This window comes from Sphingopyxis sp. MG (assembly GCF_002953155.1).
In the GTDB taxonomy this organism is placed as follows: domain Bacteria; phylum Pseudomonadota; class Alphaproteobacteria; order Sphingomonadales; family Sphingomonadaceae; genus Sphingopyxis; species Sphingopyxis granuli.
In genome coordinates, this window is record NZ_CP026381.1 from 915,728 (window position 1) to 931,846 (window position 16,119).

The following is a 16,119-nucleotide window of genomic DNA, read 5'->3' on the forward strand; positions in this document are numbered from 1 at the left end:
GGGGTTCGCCGCTGCAGGGAGATTGTTTGATGAGCATCGATATTGGCCCGCCGCAGGTCGACGAGCTGAAGCCGCGGATCGCCGTGATCGGCGTCGGCGGCGCAGGGGGCAATGCCATCGCCAACATGATCGCGGCGCGGGTCGAGGGGGTCGATTTCATCGTCGCCAACACCGACGCGCAGGCGCTCAACGCCTCGCCGGCCGAACGGCGCATCCAGCTCGGCACCCAGATCACGCAGGGACTGGGCGCGGGCTCGCGGCCCGAGGTCGGCCGCGCGGCGGCAGAGGAAAGCATCAGCCAGGTCGAAGAGGCGCTGAACGGCGCGCACATGTGCTTCGTCGCGGCGGGCATGGGCGGCGGCACCGGCACCGGCGCCGCGCCGGTGATCGCGAAGGCGGCGCGCGACCGCGGCATCCTGACCGTCGGCGTCGTCACCAAGCCCTTCACCTTCGAAGGTCAGCGCCGCATGCGGTCGGCAGAGGCGGGCATCGCCGAGCTGCAGGAACATGTCGACACGCTGATCGTCATCCCCAACCAGAATCTCTTCCTGGTCGCGAACCCCAACACGACCTTCAAGGAAGCCTTCTCGATGGCGGACGAGGTGCTCCAGCAGGGCGTGCGCGGCATCACCGACCTGATGGTCATGCCCGGCCTGATCAACCTCGACTTCGCCGACGTGCGCAGCGTGATGCGCGAGATGGGCAAGGCGATGATGGGCACCGGCGAGGCCGAAGGCGACGGCCGCGCGCTGGAGGCGGCGCAGAAGGCGATCGCCAACCCGCTGCTCGACGGCGTGTCGATGGCGGGCGCGAAGGGCGTGATCGTGTCGATCGTCGGCGGCGAGGACATGCGCCTGATGGAAGTCGACGAGGCCGCGAACCATATCCGCGAGCTGGTCGATCCCGACGCCAACATCATCTGGGGCAGCGCCTTCAACGAAGCGCTCGAAGGCAAGATCCGCGTGTCGGTCGTCGCGACCGGCATCGACGGGACCGGCGACAGTGCGGCGGCGCCCGCGCCCGCGGCACGCAGCTTCTCCTTCCAGCCGGGCCGCGCCGCGGCGCCCGCGCCGGTGGCGGAGGAAGCGATCGAGCCGCTGGTCGAGGAACGCCCCGTCGAGGAAGCGCCCGCCGCGGAACCGGCGGTCGATGCCGACAGCGATCCGCAGCCCGGCTTTTCGATCAGCGATGCACCGGCGGCCGAAACCGCGCCGGCCTCTGCGCCCGCGCCGGCCGAGGAAGAGCCGATGGAGCTTTCGCAGGTTGCCGCGACCTATGACGACACCACCGGCGAACTGGTGCTCGGCGAACCCGCCGCGACGCCTGAGGCGGATTATCGGCCCGCCCCGGCGGCGCCCGCACCCGACGCCGCACCGGCGGGCGAAAGCCCGGCGCGTCCGATCGGCGGCGGAACGCTGTTCGAGCGCATGTCGCGCCTGTCGCGCGGCGTGGCATCATCCGATGCCGATGCCGCGAAGAAGGAGGACGGGGTCGATATCCCGCGCTTCCTGGGGCGGCAGAACAACCAGTAACGGGGTTTATCGAGCGGCCGCTGCGACGGGCAGGGGCGGACCGTAGATCGGGATGACTTTGCCCATGTGGCGATCGAAATTGACGGCTGGAGCACCTTCCGGGTCGGGACGTGCACGCCGCCGCGCCACGGCTTTCGCCACGCTGCTGCTGTTGGGAACGGCGGCGGCGGGGCCGGCCATGGCGTTGCAGGCGAGCCAGCCCGACGCGGCGACCAAAGCGGCGATGGAGAAGCGGACCGCGGCGCGCACCCTGCTGTCGTCGGCGATCCCCCGCATTGCGGCGAACGGGTCCGATCCCGGTGCGCTGCTCGATGCCGGCCGCGCCTCGATCGATCTCGAGGATTATCGCGCCGCGCTCGGCTTTCTCGTCCGCGCGGAAAAGGCGAATCCGCGCGACGGGGCGGTGAAGGCGGCGCTCGGATCGACGATGGTCCGCATGGAGAATCCGACCCGCGCGCTCGACTATTTCGGGGAGGCGCAGTTGCTGGGCGCGCCCGAACGCCTGTTCCTCGCTGATCGCGGGCTCGCGCGCGACCTGCTCGGCCAGCAGGATGCGGCGCAGCGCGACTATCAACTCGCGCTGTCGCTCGGCCCGGATGAAGAGGTCACGCGCCGCTATGCGCTGTCGCTGGGGATCAGCGGCGATCCCGACCGGGCGGTGGAGATGCTGACGCCGCAACTGCGCGCGCAGGACCGCGGCGCCTGGCGGGTCCGCGCGATGATCCTCGCAATGAACGGCCGCGACAAGGAAGCGACCGACATCGTCAACACGACGATGCCGCCACAACTCGCGCAAAACATCCTCCCCTACCTAACCCAACTCGACCGGCTCAACCCTGCGCAGCAGGCGGCGGCGGCGCATTTCGGCCGCTTCCCTTCGGGCGAACTCGGTCCGCGCCGCAAGCCGGTGCAGATGGCGGCGGCGACCCCCGCGCCGACGCCTGCGCCCGTTTCGGCGCCTGTCGATGCGCGGCGCCCGGCCAGCGGCCAGCGGTCCGAACGCGGGCGTGCCAGTGCTGCCGCCCCTTCGCCCGCGCGGCGGGTTCCGGCGCTCGCCACGACGTCTCCCGACACCCGGCCGCAGCCGCGAGCCACGCCGCCGGCTACCTCCGCGGCATCGACCCCGACCCCAGCGGAACGCAAGCCCGCGCTCCCGTCCACACAGCAGGCTCCGTCGCCCGCTCCCGCGCAGTCCGTTCCGCCGCCCACGAACAGCACAGCGCCGATCGGCGTCGCGGTCAACCATGCGTCGGGGCCGGTCGGCCCCGGCTTCTCGGTCGGTGGCAGCGGTGCGCCGTCGCCGGGCGCCGCCGTTCCGTCTTCGCCATCGGCCGCGCCCGCCATCGCCGCCGCGCCGCCGCCCGATCCCGCCGCGGCCGTGGCGAAGCCGACCGCCGCGGCGCCGCTCGCATCGCTCGCCGCCATCATCGGTTCGATCGAGATTCCGCCCGAGGAACTGGCGCGGCCCGACAATGCGATCGGTGCCGACACGCTCGCGATGCTCCAGGCGGAGAAACGCAAGGCCGAGGCCGCCGAGGCCGCGAAGCGCGAGAAGGAAGAGGCGGCTGCCAAGGCAAAGGCCGAAGCCGACGCCAAGGCGAAGGAGGAAGCGGCGAAGAAAAAGGCGAACCCCGCACGCCTGTGGGTCCAGATCGCCACCGGCGCCAACGAAAAGGCGCTGGCCTTCGACTACAACCGTTTCGCGAAGAAGAACGCCGATCTCTTCAAGGGCAAGGCGGGCGCCACCGCCGAATGGGGCCGGACGCGCCGCCTGCTCGTCGGTCCCTTCGCTAGCAAGAAGGCGGCGCAGGACTGGCTCGCCGACTACAAGAAGGCGGGCGGCGACGGCTTCCTGTTCAACAGCGAGGCGGGCGAGACCGTCGATCCCGTGAAATGACGCTGGCGATGTGCGCGAGCGACCCTGCGCGCACGCGCGGCCGCCTACATGCGGAGCCGGGGCACGGCGTGCGCGGCCCGCGCGACGCCTTTCAGCGCGACCGCGACCGCGTCATCCACTCGATCGCCTTCCGCCGCCTGCGCCACAAGACGCAGGTGTTCGTCGCCCCCGACGGCGATCATTACCGCGTCCGCCTGACCCACAGCATAGAGGTGGCGCAGATCGGTCGCGGCATCGCGCGCGCGCTCGGCCTCAACGAGGATCTGACCGAGGCGCTGTGCCTCGCGCACGATATCGGGCATCCGCCTTTCGGCCATGCGGGGGAGGCCGCGCTGAAGGATGCGATGCGGGCGCACGGCGGGTTCGACCACAACGGCCACACGCTGCGCACGCTGGCGCGGATCGAATGCCCCTATCCGCGCTTCGACGGGCTCAACCTGACGTGGGAAACGCTCGAGGGACTGGCCAAGCACAACGGCCCGGTGCGCCATCCGGGATGGGCGCTGGCCGAGATCGATGCCGAATTCCCGCTCGACCTGTCCAGCCATGCCAGCCTGGAGGCGCAGGTCGCCGCGGTGGCCGACGACATCGCCTATGACAATCACGACATCGACGACGGGCTGCGCGCCGGTCTGCTGACGCTCGACCAGTTGATGGCGCAGCCCTTCGTGGCCGCCAATTATCGTGCGGTCGAGAAGCGCTTTCCCGGCGCGCCGCGCGACCGGCTGCTGCGTGAGCTGGTGCGCGACCAGATCGGGGTGATGGTCAACGACGTGATCGCCGCGACCGGGGCCAATGTCACTGCCTCCGGTGTCGCGAGCGTCGCCGAGGTCCGCGCCGCGGGCCGGACCCTCGGCGATTTCTCGGACGATCTGGCGCGGCAGGAACGCGACCTCAAGCGCTTCATGTATGCGAACCTCTACCATCACCCCTCGCAGATCGCGGCGGCAGCGGGAGCGAAGGAGGTCGTGTCGCGGCTATTCGAAGCCTATGCGGCCGATCCGCGCCTGATGGGGGAGGATTGGGGATCGCGCCTGCCCGAAGGCGACGGTGCGACGGTGCGTCATATCGGTGACTATATCGCCGGGATGACCGACCGCTTCGCCATCGACCGCTTTGCGGAGATTTTCGGCCGGGACGCGGTGCCCGAGGCGCTGGCGCACGCCTGACCGGCGCGGCGTTGGGATGAGATTCGCGTAGAGGCGCGGAGCACGCAGAGTTCTGGCTCACGCGAGGGCGCGGAGAAAGAAGAGAGGGTGCGTAAACGCATCTTCCGCTTCCTCATCCTCGCTCGGCGCCACTCCCCTTTGTCATTCCCGCGAAAGCGGGAATCCAGCGAAAAGAATAAACGGCGCGGCAGCGTTGGATCGCCAGCGTCGCAACTGGATCCCCGCTTTCGCGGGAACGACATGGGGAGGGGGAGGGCGCAAAATCTCTCCACGCCTCCGCGCCTCCGCGTGAATCCTCTTCCACCTCATCTCCGCGGCCTCTGCGTCTCTGCGCGAAACATACACCCGCCGCATTGCCAACCGCGCCCGCGCCGCTAAGCTTCGGCCATGGCATCCCCTGACATCTTGCTGATCGGTGCGACCGGTCTCGTCGGACGTGGGGTGGTCGCGGCGATGGACGACCGCCCGCTGACCATCCTCGCGCGGCGCGCGGTCGATGGGGCGCCGGATGGGCACGCGCTCGTCGCGCCGCTGGAACGCTGGGCCGATATCATCGCCGCCGAACGGCCGGCGACCCTGATCTGCTGCCTCGGCACGACGATCCGGCAGGCAGGATCGCAGGCGGCATTTCGCGCGGTCGATCACGACCTGGTGCTCGCCGCGGCGCGCGGTGCGCGGCTGGGCGGCGCCCGCCAGATGATCGTCGTCAGCTCGGTCGGCGCCTCGGCGAAGAGTCGCAATTTCTACCTGCGCACCAAGGGTGAGATGGAGGCGGACTTGCGCGCGCTCGATTTCGTGCGTCTCGATATTCTTCGCCCCGGCCTGCTGACGGGCACACGCGAAGGGGCGCCACGGCTCGGCGAGGGGATCGCTATGATGGCCGCGCCTTTCACCAACGCGCTGCTCCATGGCATGCTGCGCCGCTATCGCTCGATCCCCGCGGCGACTGTCGCGCGTGCGATCGTGCGGCTTTCGGGGCAGGGGGAGTCCGGCGTGCATGTCCATGAAAACGACGCGATCCGGGCTTTGATCTGACGCGCCTCTCTTCCTCGTCACCCCTTTTCGAACGAGCCGTTCCCCGGCGAAAGCCGGGGTCCACGCGGGGCCGCGCAACCTCATCTGACCCCGGCTTCGACAGGGGCACGAACCTTGCTTGCCGGGAAGGGCATATGGGCCGATTTGATCCGGGGTGACGAGGGTGCGGAATCATGCGTCGTTCTTCGATTGACTCCGCGCGGGCGCGCAGCCAAGGCTCGCGCGTCTGTCGGCTCCCCGCAGGGGATTCGACCGGCCGCGCGGGAGAGCGCGGGGCAGGCGACTGCACCGCCACCGAAGGAGCAACCGCCCCGGAAACTCTCAGGTCAAGGGACCGCGCAGCCGGACTGGACACTCTGGAAAGCGTCGCGGCTCGCGCCCGACCACCGAAGGGGTAACTCCATGATCGCATGGAGGAAAACTCTCAGGTTCCCGTGACAGAGGGGGCATGGCGGAAACCGCGGCACCGGGCCGTGCGTTCGCCATGTCAACGCGGGAGACTGTTATGACCGACACCGAATTGCCGGCCGAGGAAGCGGTGGAAACCGCGACGCTGCCGCTCGACGCCTGGCACCGCGCGAAGGGTGCGCGAATGGTCGAATTCGCCGGCTACTGGATGCCGATCCAGTATGAAGGCATCATGGCCGAACATCTGTGGACGCGCGAGCACGCCGGCCTGTTCGACGTCAGCCACATGGGCCAGATCAGTCTGGAGGGCGAGGGCGTCGTCGTCGCGCTCGAAGCGCTCGTCCCCGGCGACATCGCGGGGCTCAAGCCCGGCCGCATGCGCTATTCGCTGCTGCTGGCGGAGGATGGCGGCATCCTCGACGACCTGATGATCACCAACGAGGGCGACCGGCTGGGCATCGTCGTCAACGGCGCGGTCAAATGGGATGACATTGCCTATCTGCGCGAGAATCTCCCCGACGCCGTGACGCTCAACCACAACGAGGATTATGGCCTGCTCGCCTTGCAGGGACCAAAGGCCGCGACGGCGCTCGCGCGGCTGGTGCCGGAAGTGACGGAGCTCGTCTTCATGCAGACGGCGCGGGCGACGTGGCAGGGGCACGCGATTGCGCTCAGCCGTTCGGGCTATACCGGCGAAGACGGCTTCGAAATCGCGCTGCCGAACGAGGCGCTCACGCCCTTCGCCGACGCGCTGTGCGCGATGGAGGAAGTGAAGCCGATCGGCCTCGGCGCGCGCGATTCGCTGCGGCTGGAGGCGGGGCTGCCGCTCTATGGCCACGATCTCGACCCGGCGACCGATCCGATCGAGGGCGATCTGGCCTTCGCGATCAGCAAACGCCGCCGCGAGGAGGCCAATTTCCCCGGTGCCGCGCGCATCCTCGGCCATCTGGCCGATGGCGCGCCGCGCAAGCGCGTCGGCCTGACGGTCGATGGAAAGCTGCCGGTGCGCGAAGGCGCGAAGCTGTTCGACGGCAATGTCGAGGTCGGCATCGTGACCTCGGGCGGCTTTGCCCCCAGCGTCGGCGCGCCGATCGCGATGGCCTATGTCCCGACAGGCCTCGCCGAACCCGGTACCGCGCTCGCGGCGGAGGTGCGCGGAAAGCGCGTGCCCGTCGTCGTCGCCGCGACCCCCTTCGTTCCGCATAACTATGTCCGCAAGCAGGGAGCCTGATCGATGCCGCGTTATTTCACCGAGGAACATGAATGGATCGACGTCGACGGCGATGTCGCGACGGTCGGCATCACCGATTTCGCGCAGGGCCAACTCGGCGATATCGTCTTCGTCGAGGTGCCCGATGCGGGCGCCGAACTGACCAAGGGCGGCGACGCCGCGGTCGTCGAATCGGTGAAGGCGGCAAGCGACGTCTATGCCCCCGTCGACGGCACCGTCACCGAAGGCAATGGCCAACTCGAGGAGGACCCGGCACTGGTCAATACCGACCCCGAGGGCGAAGGCTGGTTCTTCCGCATGACGCTCGGCGACAAGAGCCAGCTCGACGGGTTGATGGACGCCAAGGAATACAAGACCTTCTGCGATAGTCTTTAGATCGGAATCGCCCCCTCCCGCTTGCGGGAGGGGCAGCGAGACTTGCGAGCTTGCTCGCTAGTCGCAGCGGGGTGGGCCCGAACGATGGGATCACCTCTGCGGCTATGCCCACCCCCAGCCCCTCCCGCTTGCAGGAGGGGGGAGACAGTGAAATGCGCTACCTTCCGCTCACTCCCGACGACCGCAAGGAAATGCTTGCCGCAGTCGGCGCCGCGTCGATCGATGATCTGTTCGCCGACGTACCCGCCGAGGCGCGGCTTTCCGGTCCGATCCCCGGCCTGCCGATGCATGCGAGCGAACTGGCGGTCGAGCGCCAAATGGCCGCGCTGTCGCGCCAGAGCCGCGTCGCGGGCGATGGACCCTTCTTCCTCGGCGCCGGCGCCTATCGCCACCACGTCCCGGCAAGCGTCGACCATCTGATCCAGCGCGGCGAGTTCCTGACCGCCTATACGCCCTATCAGCCCGAGATTGCGCAGGGCACGCTGCAGATGCTGTTCGAATTCCAGAGCCAGGTCGCGCGGCTGTTCGGCACCGACGTAGCCAATGCATCGATGTACGACGGCTCGACCGCCTGCTGGGAAGCGATCGTGATGGCGCGGCGGATCACGCGGCGGGGCAAGGCGTTGCTCTCGACCGGCCTGCACCCCCATTACCGCAGCGTCGCGCGCACCATGGCGACCTATACGGGCGATACGCTCGTCGACGGTGACCCGACCCTCGAACCCGGAACCGACTGGGCGGCGCTCGCCGGTGCTGTCGACGGGGATACGAGCTGCGTCGTCGTCCAATATCCCGATATCCTCGGCCGCATCGACGACATGAGCGCGCTGGCGGAGGCGTGTCAGGCCGCGGGCGCGCTGCTGATCGCCGTCGTGACCGAACCCGTCGCGCTGGGGCTGATCAAGGCGCCGGGCGAGATGGGCGCCGACATCGTCGTCGGCGAGGGGCAGGCGATCGGCGTCGGGCTCCAGTTCGGCGGGCCCTATGTCGGCCTGTTCGCCTGCAAGAGCAAATATGTCCGCCAGATGCCGGGACGCCTGTGCGGCGAGACGGTCGATGCGAACGGCAAGCGCGGTTTCGTGCTGACGCTCTCGACGCGCGAGCAGCATATCCGCCGCGAAAAGGCGACGAGCAACATCTGCACCAATTCCGGTCTTTGCGCGCTGGCGTTCAGCATTCACATGACCTTGCTCGGCGAGGCGGGGTTGCGCAGGCTCGCAGCGATCAACCACCAGCGCGCGAAGGCGGCTGCGACCGAACTGGCGAAGGTGCCGGGGGTGTCGCTGCTCAACGCGGCCTTCTTCAACGAATTCACCCTCGTCCTGCCGACCGAGGCGCGGCCCGTGATCCATCGGCTTGCCGAAAAGGGCATCCTCGGCGGCGTGTCGCTCGGCCGCCTCTATCCCGACAATGATGCGCTGGCGAACGGGCTGGCGGTCGCCGTGACCGAAACCGTGACCGAGGACGATATTGCCGCCTTTGCCGCGGCGCTGAAGGAGGTGCTGGCATGACTTTCCCGCTCTCCGTTTGCCCTGAGCTTGTCGAAGGGCCGTCCTTTTTCCTGACCGCCGCAAGAAAAGAGCAGGGCTTCGACAAGCTCAGCCTGAACGGGATTTAAGATCATGGCTTTGAATCAGAGCGGCTGGCGCCCCGAAATGAACGCGGGCGGCGCCGACGACAGCACGACCTTCACCGGCAACCGCGCGCTGATGCTCGAAGAACCGCTGCTGTTCGAAATCGGTTCGACCGAAACCACCGGCGTCGACTTCGACGAAAATACCGGCGCGGCCGACCTCGGCCCGCTCGCGCGTTCGGCGCCGATCGGCCTGCCGGGGCTCAGCGAATCCGAGACGGTGCGCCATTATACGCGCCTGTCGCGCCAGAATTATGCGATCGACCTCGGCCTCTTCCCGCTCGGAAGCTGCACGATGAAGCACAATCCGCGCCTCAATGAAAAGGTCGCGCGGATGCCCGGCTTCGCCGACGTCCACCCGCTCCAGCCGCAAGAAACGGTGCAGGGCGCCTATGCGGTGATCCACGAACTCGCCGAATGGCTGGTGACGCTGACGGGTATGCACGCGGTCGCCATGTCGCCCAAGGCGGGCGCGCACGGCGAACTGTGCGGTGTCCTGTGCATCAAGGCGGCGCTCGCGGCGCGCGGCGAGGACCGGCGCGTTCTGCTCGTCCCCGAAAGCGCGCACGGCACCAATCCCGCGACCGCCGCCTTTGCGGGCTTCACGGTCGAGGATATTCCGGCGAACGCGGAGGGTCGCGTCGATCTGGCGGCGCTCGAGGCGCGGCTGGGTCCCGACGTCGCCGGGGTGATGATCACCAATCCGAACACCTGCGGGCTGTTCGAGCGCGACCTGAAGGCCATTTCCGACGCGGTTCACGCCGCCGGGGGCTATGTCTATTGCGACGGCGCGAATTTCAACGCGATCGTCGGTCGCGTGCGGCCCGGCGACCTGGGGGTCGATGCAATGCACATCAACCTCCACAAGACCTTCTCGACCCCGCACGGCGGCGGCGGGCCGGGGTCGGGGCCGGTGGTGCTGTCGGCGGCGCTGGCGCCCTTCGCCCCGCTGCCCTTCGTGACGAAGGACGGCGACCGCTTTCGCCTGATCGAGGAGGAAAATGCGGGCGAGGCGCATCCCGACAGCTTCGGCCGCATGACCGCCTTCCACGGCCAGATGGGCATGTTCACCCGCGCCCTCGCCTATATCCTCAGCCACGGCGCCGATGGGCTCAAGCAGGTGTCCGAAGATGCGGTGATCAACGCAAATTACGTCCTGCGCAGCCTCGAAGATGTCCTCGAAGCGCCTTTTGCGGCGTCGGGCCCGTGCATGCACGAGGCGCTGTTCAGCGACAAGGGACTGGCCGAAGGCTTCTCGACGCTCGATATCGCCAAGGGGCTGATCGACGAGGGCTATCATCCGATGACGGTCTATTTCCCGCTCGTCGTTCACGGCGCGATGCTGATCGAGCCGACCGAGACCGAGAGCAAGACGGTGCTCGACCAGTTCATCGGCGCGCTGCGCAGCATTGCGCTGCGTGCGAAGAACGGCGATCCGGCGCTCAAGTCGGCCCCGCATTTCGCTCCGCGCGCCCGGCTCGACGAGACGCTCGCGGCGCGCAAGCCGGTGCTGCGCTGGGAGGGGTGATGACCGAAGCGGGAGGAGGATCGCGATGAGCTGGGACAGCCTGTTTCTGCTGGCCAATTACTGGGCGATAGCCGGGTGGCTGGTGCTGGCCTTCGCGCCGCGCAGCCCGTGGATCCTGTCGCTGATCCTCTATGCGGGGGTGGCGCTGCTCTGCCTGCTCTATGTCGTGCTGATCGGCGGGTTCCTGAGCGGCGGGATCGATTCGGGCGGGACGGGCGGCGGCGACTTCACCTCGCTGGCCGGGGTGATGAAGCTGTTCGAGACGCCGGGTGGGGCGACGCTGGGGTGGGTGCATTATCTGGCGTTCGACCTGTTCGCCGGGCTGTGGATCGCCCGCGACGCCGACGGCAAGGGTTTCGGCCGCATCGTCCAGTTTCCTTTCCTGCTGCTGACGCTGCTCGCGGGACCGGTCGGCCTGTTCCTGTGGCTGGTCTGGCGCGAACGCCGCGCGCGGGCCGGAGCGCGGATTCGGTCGCAGTGACGCCGAAGCCCTGGCTGTCGGCCGATAGAGGCGGCGGCGAGAAACGCCACGCCCCCGCGACGCTGCGCAACCGCGAAGCGATTGCCGCGGTGCTTGCCGACTGGCTTCCCGCAACTGGCACGGTGCTCGAAATCGCGAGCGGATCGGGCGAGCATGCCGTCCATTTCGCCGTCGCCTTTCCGGCGCTGACATGGCAGCCAAGCGACCCCGATCCCGACGCGTTGACCTCGATAGTCGCGTGGAGCGGGGAGGCGGCGGCCGCGAACATCCTGCTGCCGCTGCAGCTCGATGCCGCCACGCCCGATTGGCCAGTCGCTCGCGCCGCCGCGATTCTATGCATCAACATGGTGCATATCAGCCCGTGGGAGGCGACGCTGGGCCTGTTCGCGGGCGCGGCGCGGCTGCTGTCGCCGGGCGCGCCGCTGATCCTCTATGGCCCCTATGTCGAGGCCGACGTGCCGACGGCCGAGAGCAACCGCGCGTTCGATGCCAGCCTTCGCGCCCGCAACCCTGCCTGGGGTCTGCGCGACACGGCGTCGGTCGCGGCGGCGGCGGAGCAGGCGGGCTTCAGCCTGGCTGCGCGCCGCGCGATGCCGGCGAACAACCTGATGCTGCTGTTCTGCCGCCGCTGACTCACCCTGTCACATCTGCGCGCTTTTCCCTTGCGCGCAGAGCCGCTAGCCTTGCCCTCGATTGCAAAAAGCAACGCGATTCGAGGAGAGAGAACCGATGGTCGATATTACGGACCTGGTGACGTTCGACGAATTCATCACGCATTGGGCCGCCGACCGGCCCGACCGGATCGCGATGCGCGAGGAAGATCGCGTCTTCTCCTATGCCGAACTGGAAGAGCGTACCGCGCGGGTCGCGACGGCGCTCGCCGAGGCGGGGCTGCAAAAGGGCGATCGCATCGCGTGGATCGGCAAGAACAGCGATCTGTATTTTACCCTCTTTTTCGGCGCGGCGCGCGCCGGCATCGTGATGGCGCCGATCGGCTGGCGCCTGTCGCCCACCGAATGGGCGTTCATCGTCAATGATACGAAGGCGAAGATCGTTTTCACCGGTCCGGGGTTCGATGCGGTGGCCGACCAACTCGCCGGCAAGCTTGACCATGGCCCGCGGATCGGCGGCGCCGACGCGACTCGCGCGCTGATCGACGCGACGCCGCGTGGGGCCTTCATGCCGTCGGGTCCCGACGATGCGGTGCTGCAACTCTATACCTCGGGTACCACCGGCCATCCCAAGGGCGCGGTGCTGTCGAACCGCAACCTCTTTGCGCTGCGCAAGAATTCGGCCGATCTCGACCTTCCCTACACCAAGTGGGAGGATGACGAGGCGGTGCTTGTCGCCATGCCGTGCGCGCATATCGGCGGCACCGGGCTCGGCATCATGGCGCTCGCCGCAGGGCTGCCCGGCGTGATCCTTGCCGAATTCAATCCCGAAGGCGTGTTCGACGCGGTCGAGCAGCACGGCGTGACGCGCTTCTTCATCGTGCCCGCCGCGTTGCAGATGCTGCTGATGCATCCGCGGTGCGCTAGCGTCGATTACAGTCGGCTCAAATATATCCTGTACGGCGCCGCGCCGATCCCGCTCGAACTGCTGCGCCAATGCATCCGGATGTTCGGCGCCGAGTTCATCCAGGCCTATGGTATGACCGAGACGACCGGGACGATCTGCATGCTGCCACCGGAGGATCACGATCCCGAAGGCAATGAACGGATGCGATCGGCGGGCAAGCCGCTGCCCGGGGTCGAAATCCGCATCGTCGGCGCCGACGGCCGCGACGTGTCGACCGGCGAGGTGGGAGAGGTCGTCACCCGATCTTCGAACAACATGCTCGGCTACTGGAACCTGCCCGAGGCGACCGCGAAGACGATGACCGACGATGGCTGGATCCACACTGGCGACGCCGGATATATGGACGCGGACGGCTATCTCTATATCCACGACCGGGTGAAGGATATGATCATCTCGGGCGGCGAAAACGTCTATCCGGCCGAAGTGGAAAGCGCGATCTACGGCCATCCCGCGGTGCAGGAGGTCGCGGTGATCGGCGTGCCCGACGCCAAATGGGGAGAGACGGTCAAGGCCGTCTGCGTGCCGAAGCCGGGAATGACGATCGACGAGGCCGACGTCATCGCCTGGGCGCGCGAGCGCATCGCCGCGTTCAAGGCCCCGCGCAGCATCGACGTGATCGAGGCGCTGCCGCGCAACGCCAGCGGCAAGATCCTGCGCAAGGACCTGCGCGCGCCCTATTGGGAAGGTTATGAGCGGATGGTGAATTAGGGGAGAGTCGACGGATTCCGCGCTCGTCGAAATGGTCAGATTACCCGCGACATTTTATTTCAAAGTGTATGAAAGTCACACTACGCCCCCCTCTTTTTGACCGTCTGGGCGGGAAAGGTCGCGTTGCGGAAGGGAGGAGAGGAGGCGATCGACGCGGCGCATCGCAAACGGGCTATCATAGCCGGATATTGTAGGAATGCGCGGCGGCTTCGGGATGGATTCCAGATATTCCTATCTTGTCATCCCCGCGAAAGCGGGGATCCAGGGCGTGTGTCAGCTGACCTTTCACTGGGTTCCCGCCTTCGCGGGAATGACGAAGGGAAAAGACGTGGGATCGGCCTGAAGCCATCCCGATCCTTCCCGATCACGGGCCGGAATCGCGGCGGAACGCGTTTGCCTCTCCTGTGTTGTCAGTGTAATACGCAGGCGAAAGCATGCTCTGGTCCCGTAAACCCGTCGCCATCGAAGCCGCCGCCGTGCCCGCGGCGGGCGCGTCGTTTCCCGATCCGAATGCCGCCTTTCCGCCGCCCGCCGAGACGCGGGCGCGCAAATGGCTGCGGCGGTCAGGACGGGCCTTTGCGGTGCTGTGCGCCGCTTTCATCCTGCTGATCGGGTGGCTCGCATTGACCGCGCCGCTGTCGAAATCGCTCGAGCCGATTGCGCCGCCCGAAATCACGCTGCTCGCCGCCGATGGCACGCCGATCGCGCGCATGGGGGCGGTGGTCGACACGCCGGTCGAGGTCGCGAAACTGCCGGCGCATGTTCCCGCCGCCTTCCTGGCGATCGAGGATCGGCGCTTTTACAGCCATTGGGGCGTCGATCCGCGCAGCATCGCGCGCGCCGTCTGGGCCAATGTTTCGGGCGGGCGGCGGCAGGGCGGCAGCACCATCACACAGCAGCTCGCCAAATTCACCTTCCTGACCCCGAAGCGCACGCTGGGACGCAAAGCGCGCGAGGCGCTGATCGCCTTCTGGCTCGAAGCGTGGCTGACCAAGGACGAAATTCTCGAACGCTATCTGTCGAACGCCTATTTCGGCGACAATCGCTATGGACTGCGTGCTGCCTCGCTCCACTATTTCTCCCGTCAGCCCGAGAAGCTGACCCCGGCGCAGGCGGCGATGCTGGCGGGGCTGGTGCAGGCGCCGTCGCGGCTCGCGCCGACGAAGAACCCCGATCTCGCCGAAAAACGGATGCGGTTGGTCGTCGGTGCGATGGTCCATACCGGCGCGCTGTCCACCGTCGAGGCGCGGGCGATCCGCACCCCGCGCATCGACGTGCGGACACGCGACGACCTGCCGACCGGCACCTATTTCGCCGACTGGGCCTTGCCCGAGGCGCGCAAGCTGTCCGACGTCGGCTATGCGCGGCGCACGATCCGCACCACGCTCGACGCGCGGCTCCAGGCGGTGGCGCGCCGCGTCGCCGGCCGTGCGGTACCCGGCAAGGCGCAGGTCGCGCTGGTCGCGATGCGGCCGAACGGCGAAGTCGTCGCGATGGTCGGCGGGCGCGACTATGCTGCGTCGCCCTTCAACCGCGTGACGCAGGCGCGGCGCCAGCCGGGATCAACCTTCAAGCTGTTCGTCTATCTGGCCGCGCTGAAGGATGGCTGGCGGCCCGACGACACCATCGCCAATTCGCCGATCGCCACCGGCGCCTATCAGCCGAAGAATGCCGGCGGCGCCTATTCGGACAAGATCACGCTCGAAGAGGCATTCGCGCGGTCGAGCAACGTCGCCGCGGTGCGACTGCTGCAACAGGTCGGCGACGACAAGGTGATCCGCATGGCGCGCGACCTAGGCGTCACCGCGCCGCTCGCGAAGGGCGATCCCAGTCTGGCGCTCGGCACGTCGAGCATGACGCTGCTCGAACTCACCGCCGCCTATGCCGCGGTCGCGGCGGACAGCTATCCGGTCGTTCCGCACGCCTTTAAGGAAGCGGAGCCCGGCTGGTTCGAATCGCTTTTCTTGGGGCCGCATCATTTCGGCCGGCGCGTCCACGGCGATATCGAACGGATGCTGCGCGCCGCGGTCAACCGCGGCACCGGGCGCGCGGCGCGACTGCCGCAGGCCAATTACGGCAAGACCGGCACGACGCAGGACAGCCGCGATGCGCTGTTCGTCGGCTATGCGAACGGGCTGGTGGTCGGCGTGTGGATCGGCAACGACGACAATTCGCCGCTTAGCGGGGTGACTGGCGGGGGGCTGCCCGCGCGCATCTGGCACGACTTCATGGTGCGGGCGCGCGGACACAATGCGCCGCGGTCCGCGCCTCCCGCCCGTGCGACCGATCCCGGCGGCCCCGTCCAGCCGCTCGACGTGCCGGAGATTCCCGCGATTCCGGTGTCCGACCGGACCAGCGTCGGGCTCGAAAAGGGAAATGCCGTGATCAGCACGGAGATCAACGGCACGCGCATCGACCTCAAGCTGCCCATCGGCGGCGACCGGCCCGCCGAGGTGCAGGCCCAGCCGGCCCAGCCGCCGCCGCAGGGGCCGCAATGAGGGGCGGCGAGGGATTTTTTCGCTGTCCCGCGAGGCGCCGCGGCGA

At 68.2% G+C, this 16,119-nt stretch carries 12 protein-coding genes and 2 riboswitches; all 12 genes read left to right on the plus strand.

Going from position 1 to position 16,119, the window contains the following annotated elements; genetic code table 11:
• The first annotated feature begins 29 nt into the window (after window positions 1-29).
• Window positions 30-1,532, plus strand: coding sequence for a cell division protein FtsZ (gene ftsZ, locus C3E99_RS04210; RefSeq protein ID WP_076074610.1), 1,503 nt, complete (start codon window positions 30-32; stop codon window positions 1,530-1,532).
• A 79-nt stretch (window positions 1,533-1,611) separates the two neighbouring features.
• Window positions 1,612-3,429, plus strand: coding sequence for an SPOR domain-containing protein (locus C3E99_RS04215; RefSeq protein ID WP_234002596.1), 1,818 nt, complete (start codon window positions 1,612-1,614; stop codon window positions 3,427-3,429).
• The gene (locus C3E99_RS04220; RefSeq protein WP_076074613.1) at window positions 3,426-4,598 is read left to right on the plus strand and encodes a deoxyguanosinetriphosphate triphosphohydrolase; all 1,173 of its coding nucleotides are present in this window, start codon (window positions 3,426-3,428) and stop codon (window positions 4,596-4,598) included. Before C3E99_RS04215 ends, C3E99_RS04220 begins: the two co-directional genes overlap by 4 nt.
• A gap of 387 nt (window positions 4,599-4,985) precedes the next feature.
• Window positions 4,986-5,633 (plus strand): NAD-dependent dehydratase, encoded by a 648-nt coding sequence (locus tag C3E99_RS04225; protein WP_076074618.1) that lies wholly within the window; start codon window positions 4,986-4,988, stop codon window positions 5,631-5,633.
• Between the two features lie 251 nt (window positions 5,634-5,884).
• A riboswitch (glycine riboswitch) is annotated at window positions 5,885-5,980 on the plus strand.
• Window positions 5,981-6,084: riboswitch (glycine riboswitch) on the plus strand.
• Between the two features lie 54 nt (window positions 6,085-6,138).
• Window positions 6,139-7,272, plus strand: a complete 1,134-nt coding sequence (gene gcvT / locus C3E99_RS04230; RefSeq protein ID WP_076074621.1) for a glycine cleavage system aminomethyltransferase GcvT — start codon at window positions 6,139-6,141, stop codon at window positions 7,270-7,272.
• Between the two features lie 3 nt (window positions 7,273-7,275).
• The gene (gene gcvH / locus C3E99_RS04235) at window positions 7,276-7,647 is read left to right on the plus strand and encodes a glycine cleavage system protein GcvH (RefSeq protein ID WP_067105834.1); all 372 of its coding nucleotides are present in this window, start codon (window positions 7,276-7,278) and stop codon (window positions 7,645-7,647) included.
• A gap of 152 nt (window positions 7,648-7,799) precedes the next feature.
• Window positions 7,800-9,158 (plus strand): aminomethyl-transferring glycine dehydrogenase subunit GcvPA, encoded by a 1,359-nt coding sequence (gcvPA, locus tag C3E99_RS04240; RefSeq protein WP_076074624.1) that lies wholly within the window; start codon window positions 7,800-7,802, stop codon window positions 9,156-9,158.
• Between the two features lie 144 nt (window positions 9,159-9,302).
• Window positions 9,303-10,808: an aminomethyl-transferring glycine dehydrogenase subunit GcvPB gene (gene gcvPB / locus C3E99_RS04245; protein ID WP_234002658.1), complete on the plus strand. Its 1,506-nt coding sequence runs from the start codon at window positions 9,303-9,305 to the stop codon at window positions 10,806-10,808.
• A gap of 25 nt (window positions 10,809-10,833) precedes the next feature.
• Window positions 10,834-11,289, plus strand: a complete 456-nt coding sequence (locus tag C3E99_RS04250; RefSeq protein WP_104959454.1) for an ABA4-like family protein — start codon at window positions 10,834-10,836, stop codon at window positions 11,287-11,289.
• Window positions 11,286-11,921: a DUF938 domain-containing protein gene (locus tag C3E99_RS04255; RefSeq protein WP_104959455.1), complete on the plus strand. Its 636-nt coding sequence runs from the start codon at window positions 11,286-11,288 to the stop codon at window positions 11,919-11,921. The genes C3E99_RS04250 and C3E99_RS04255 overlap by 4 nt, the downstream gene beginning before the upstream one ends.
• 97 nt (window positions 11,922-12,018) lie before the next feature.
• Entirely contained in the window at window positions 12,019-13,575 is a 1,557-nt protein-coding gene (locus tag C3E99_RS04260; protein WP_104959456.1) for a fatty acid--CoA ligase, read from the plus strand.
• 434 nt (window positions 13,576-14,009) lie between these two features.
• Window positions 14,010-16,073: a transglycosylase domain-containing protein gene (locus C3E99_RS04265; protein ID WP_083675044.1), complete on the plus strand. Its 2,064-nt coding sequence runs from the start codon at window positions 14,010-14,012 to the stop codon at window positions 16,071-16,073.
• Window positions 16,074-16,119 lie beyond the last annotated feature (46 nt).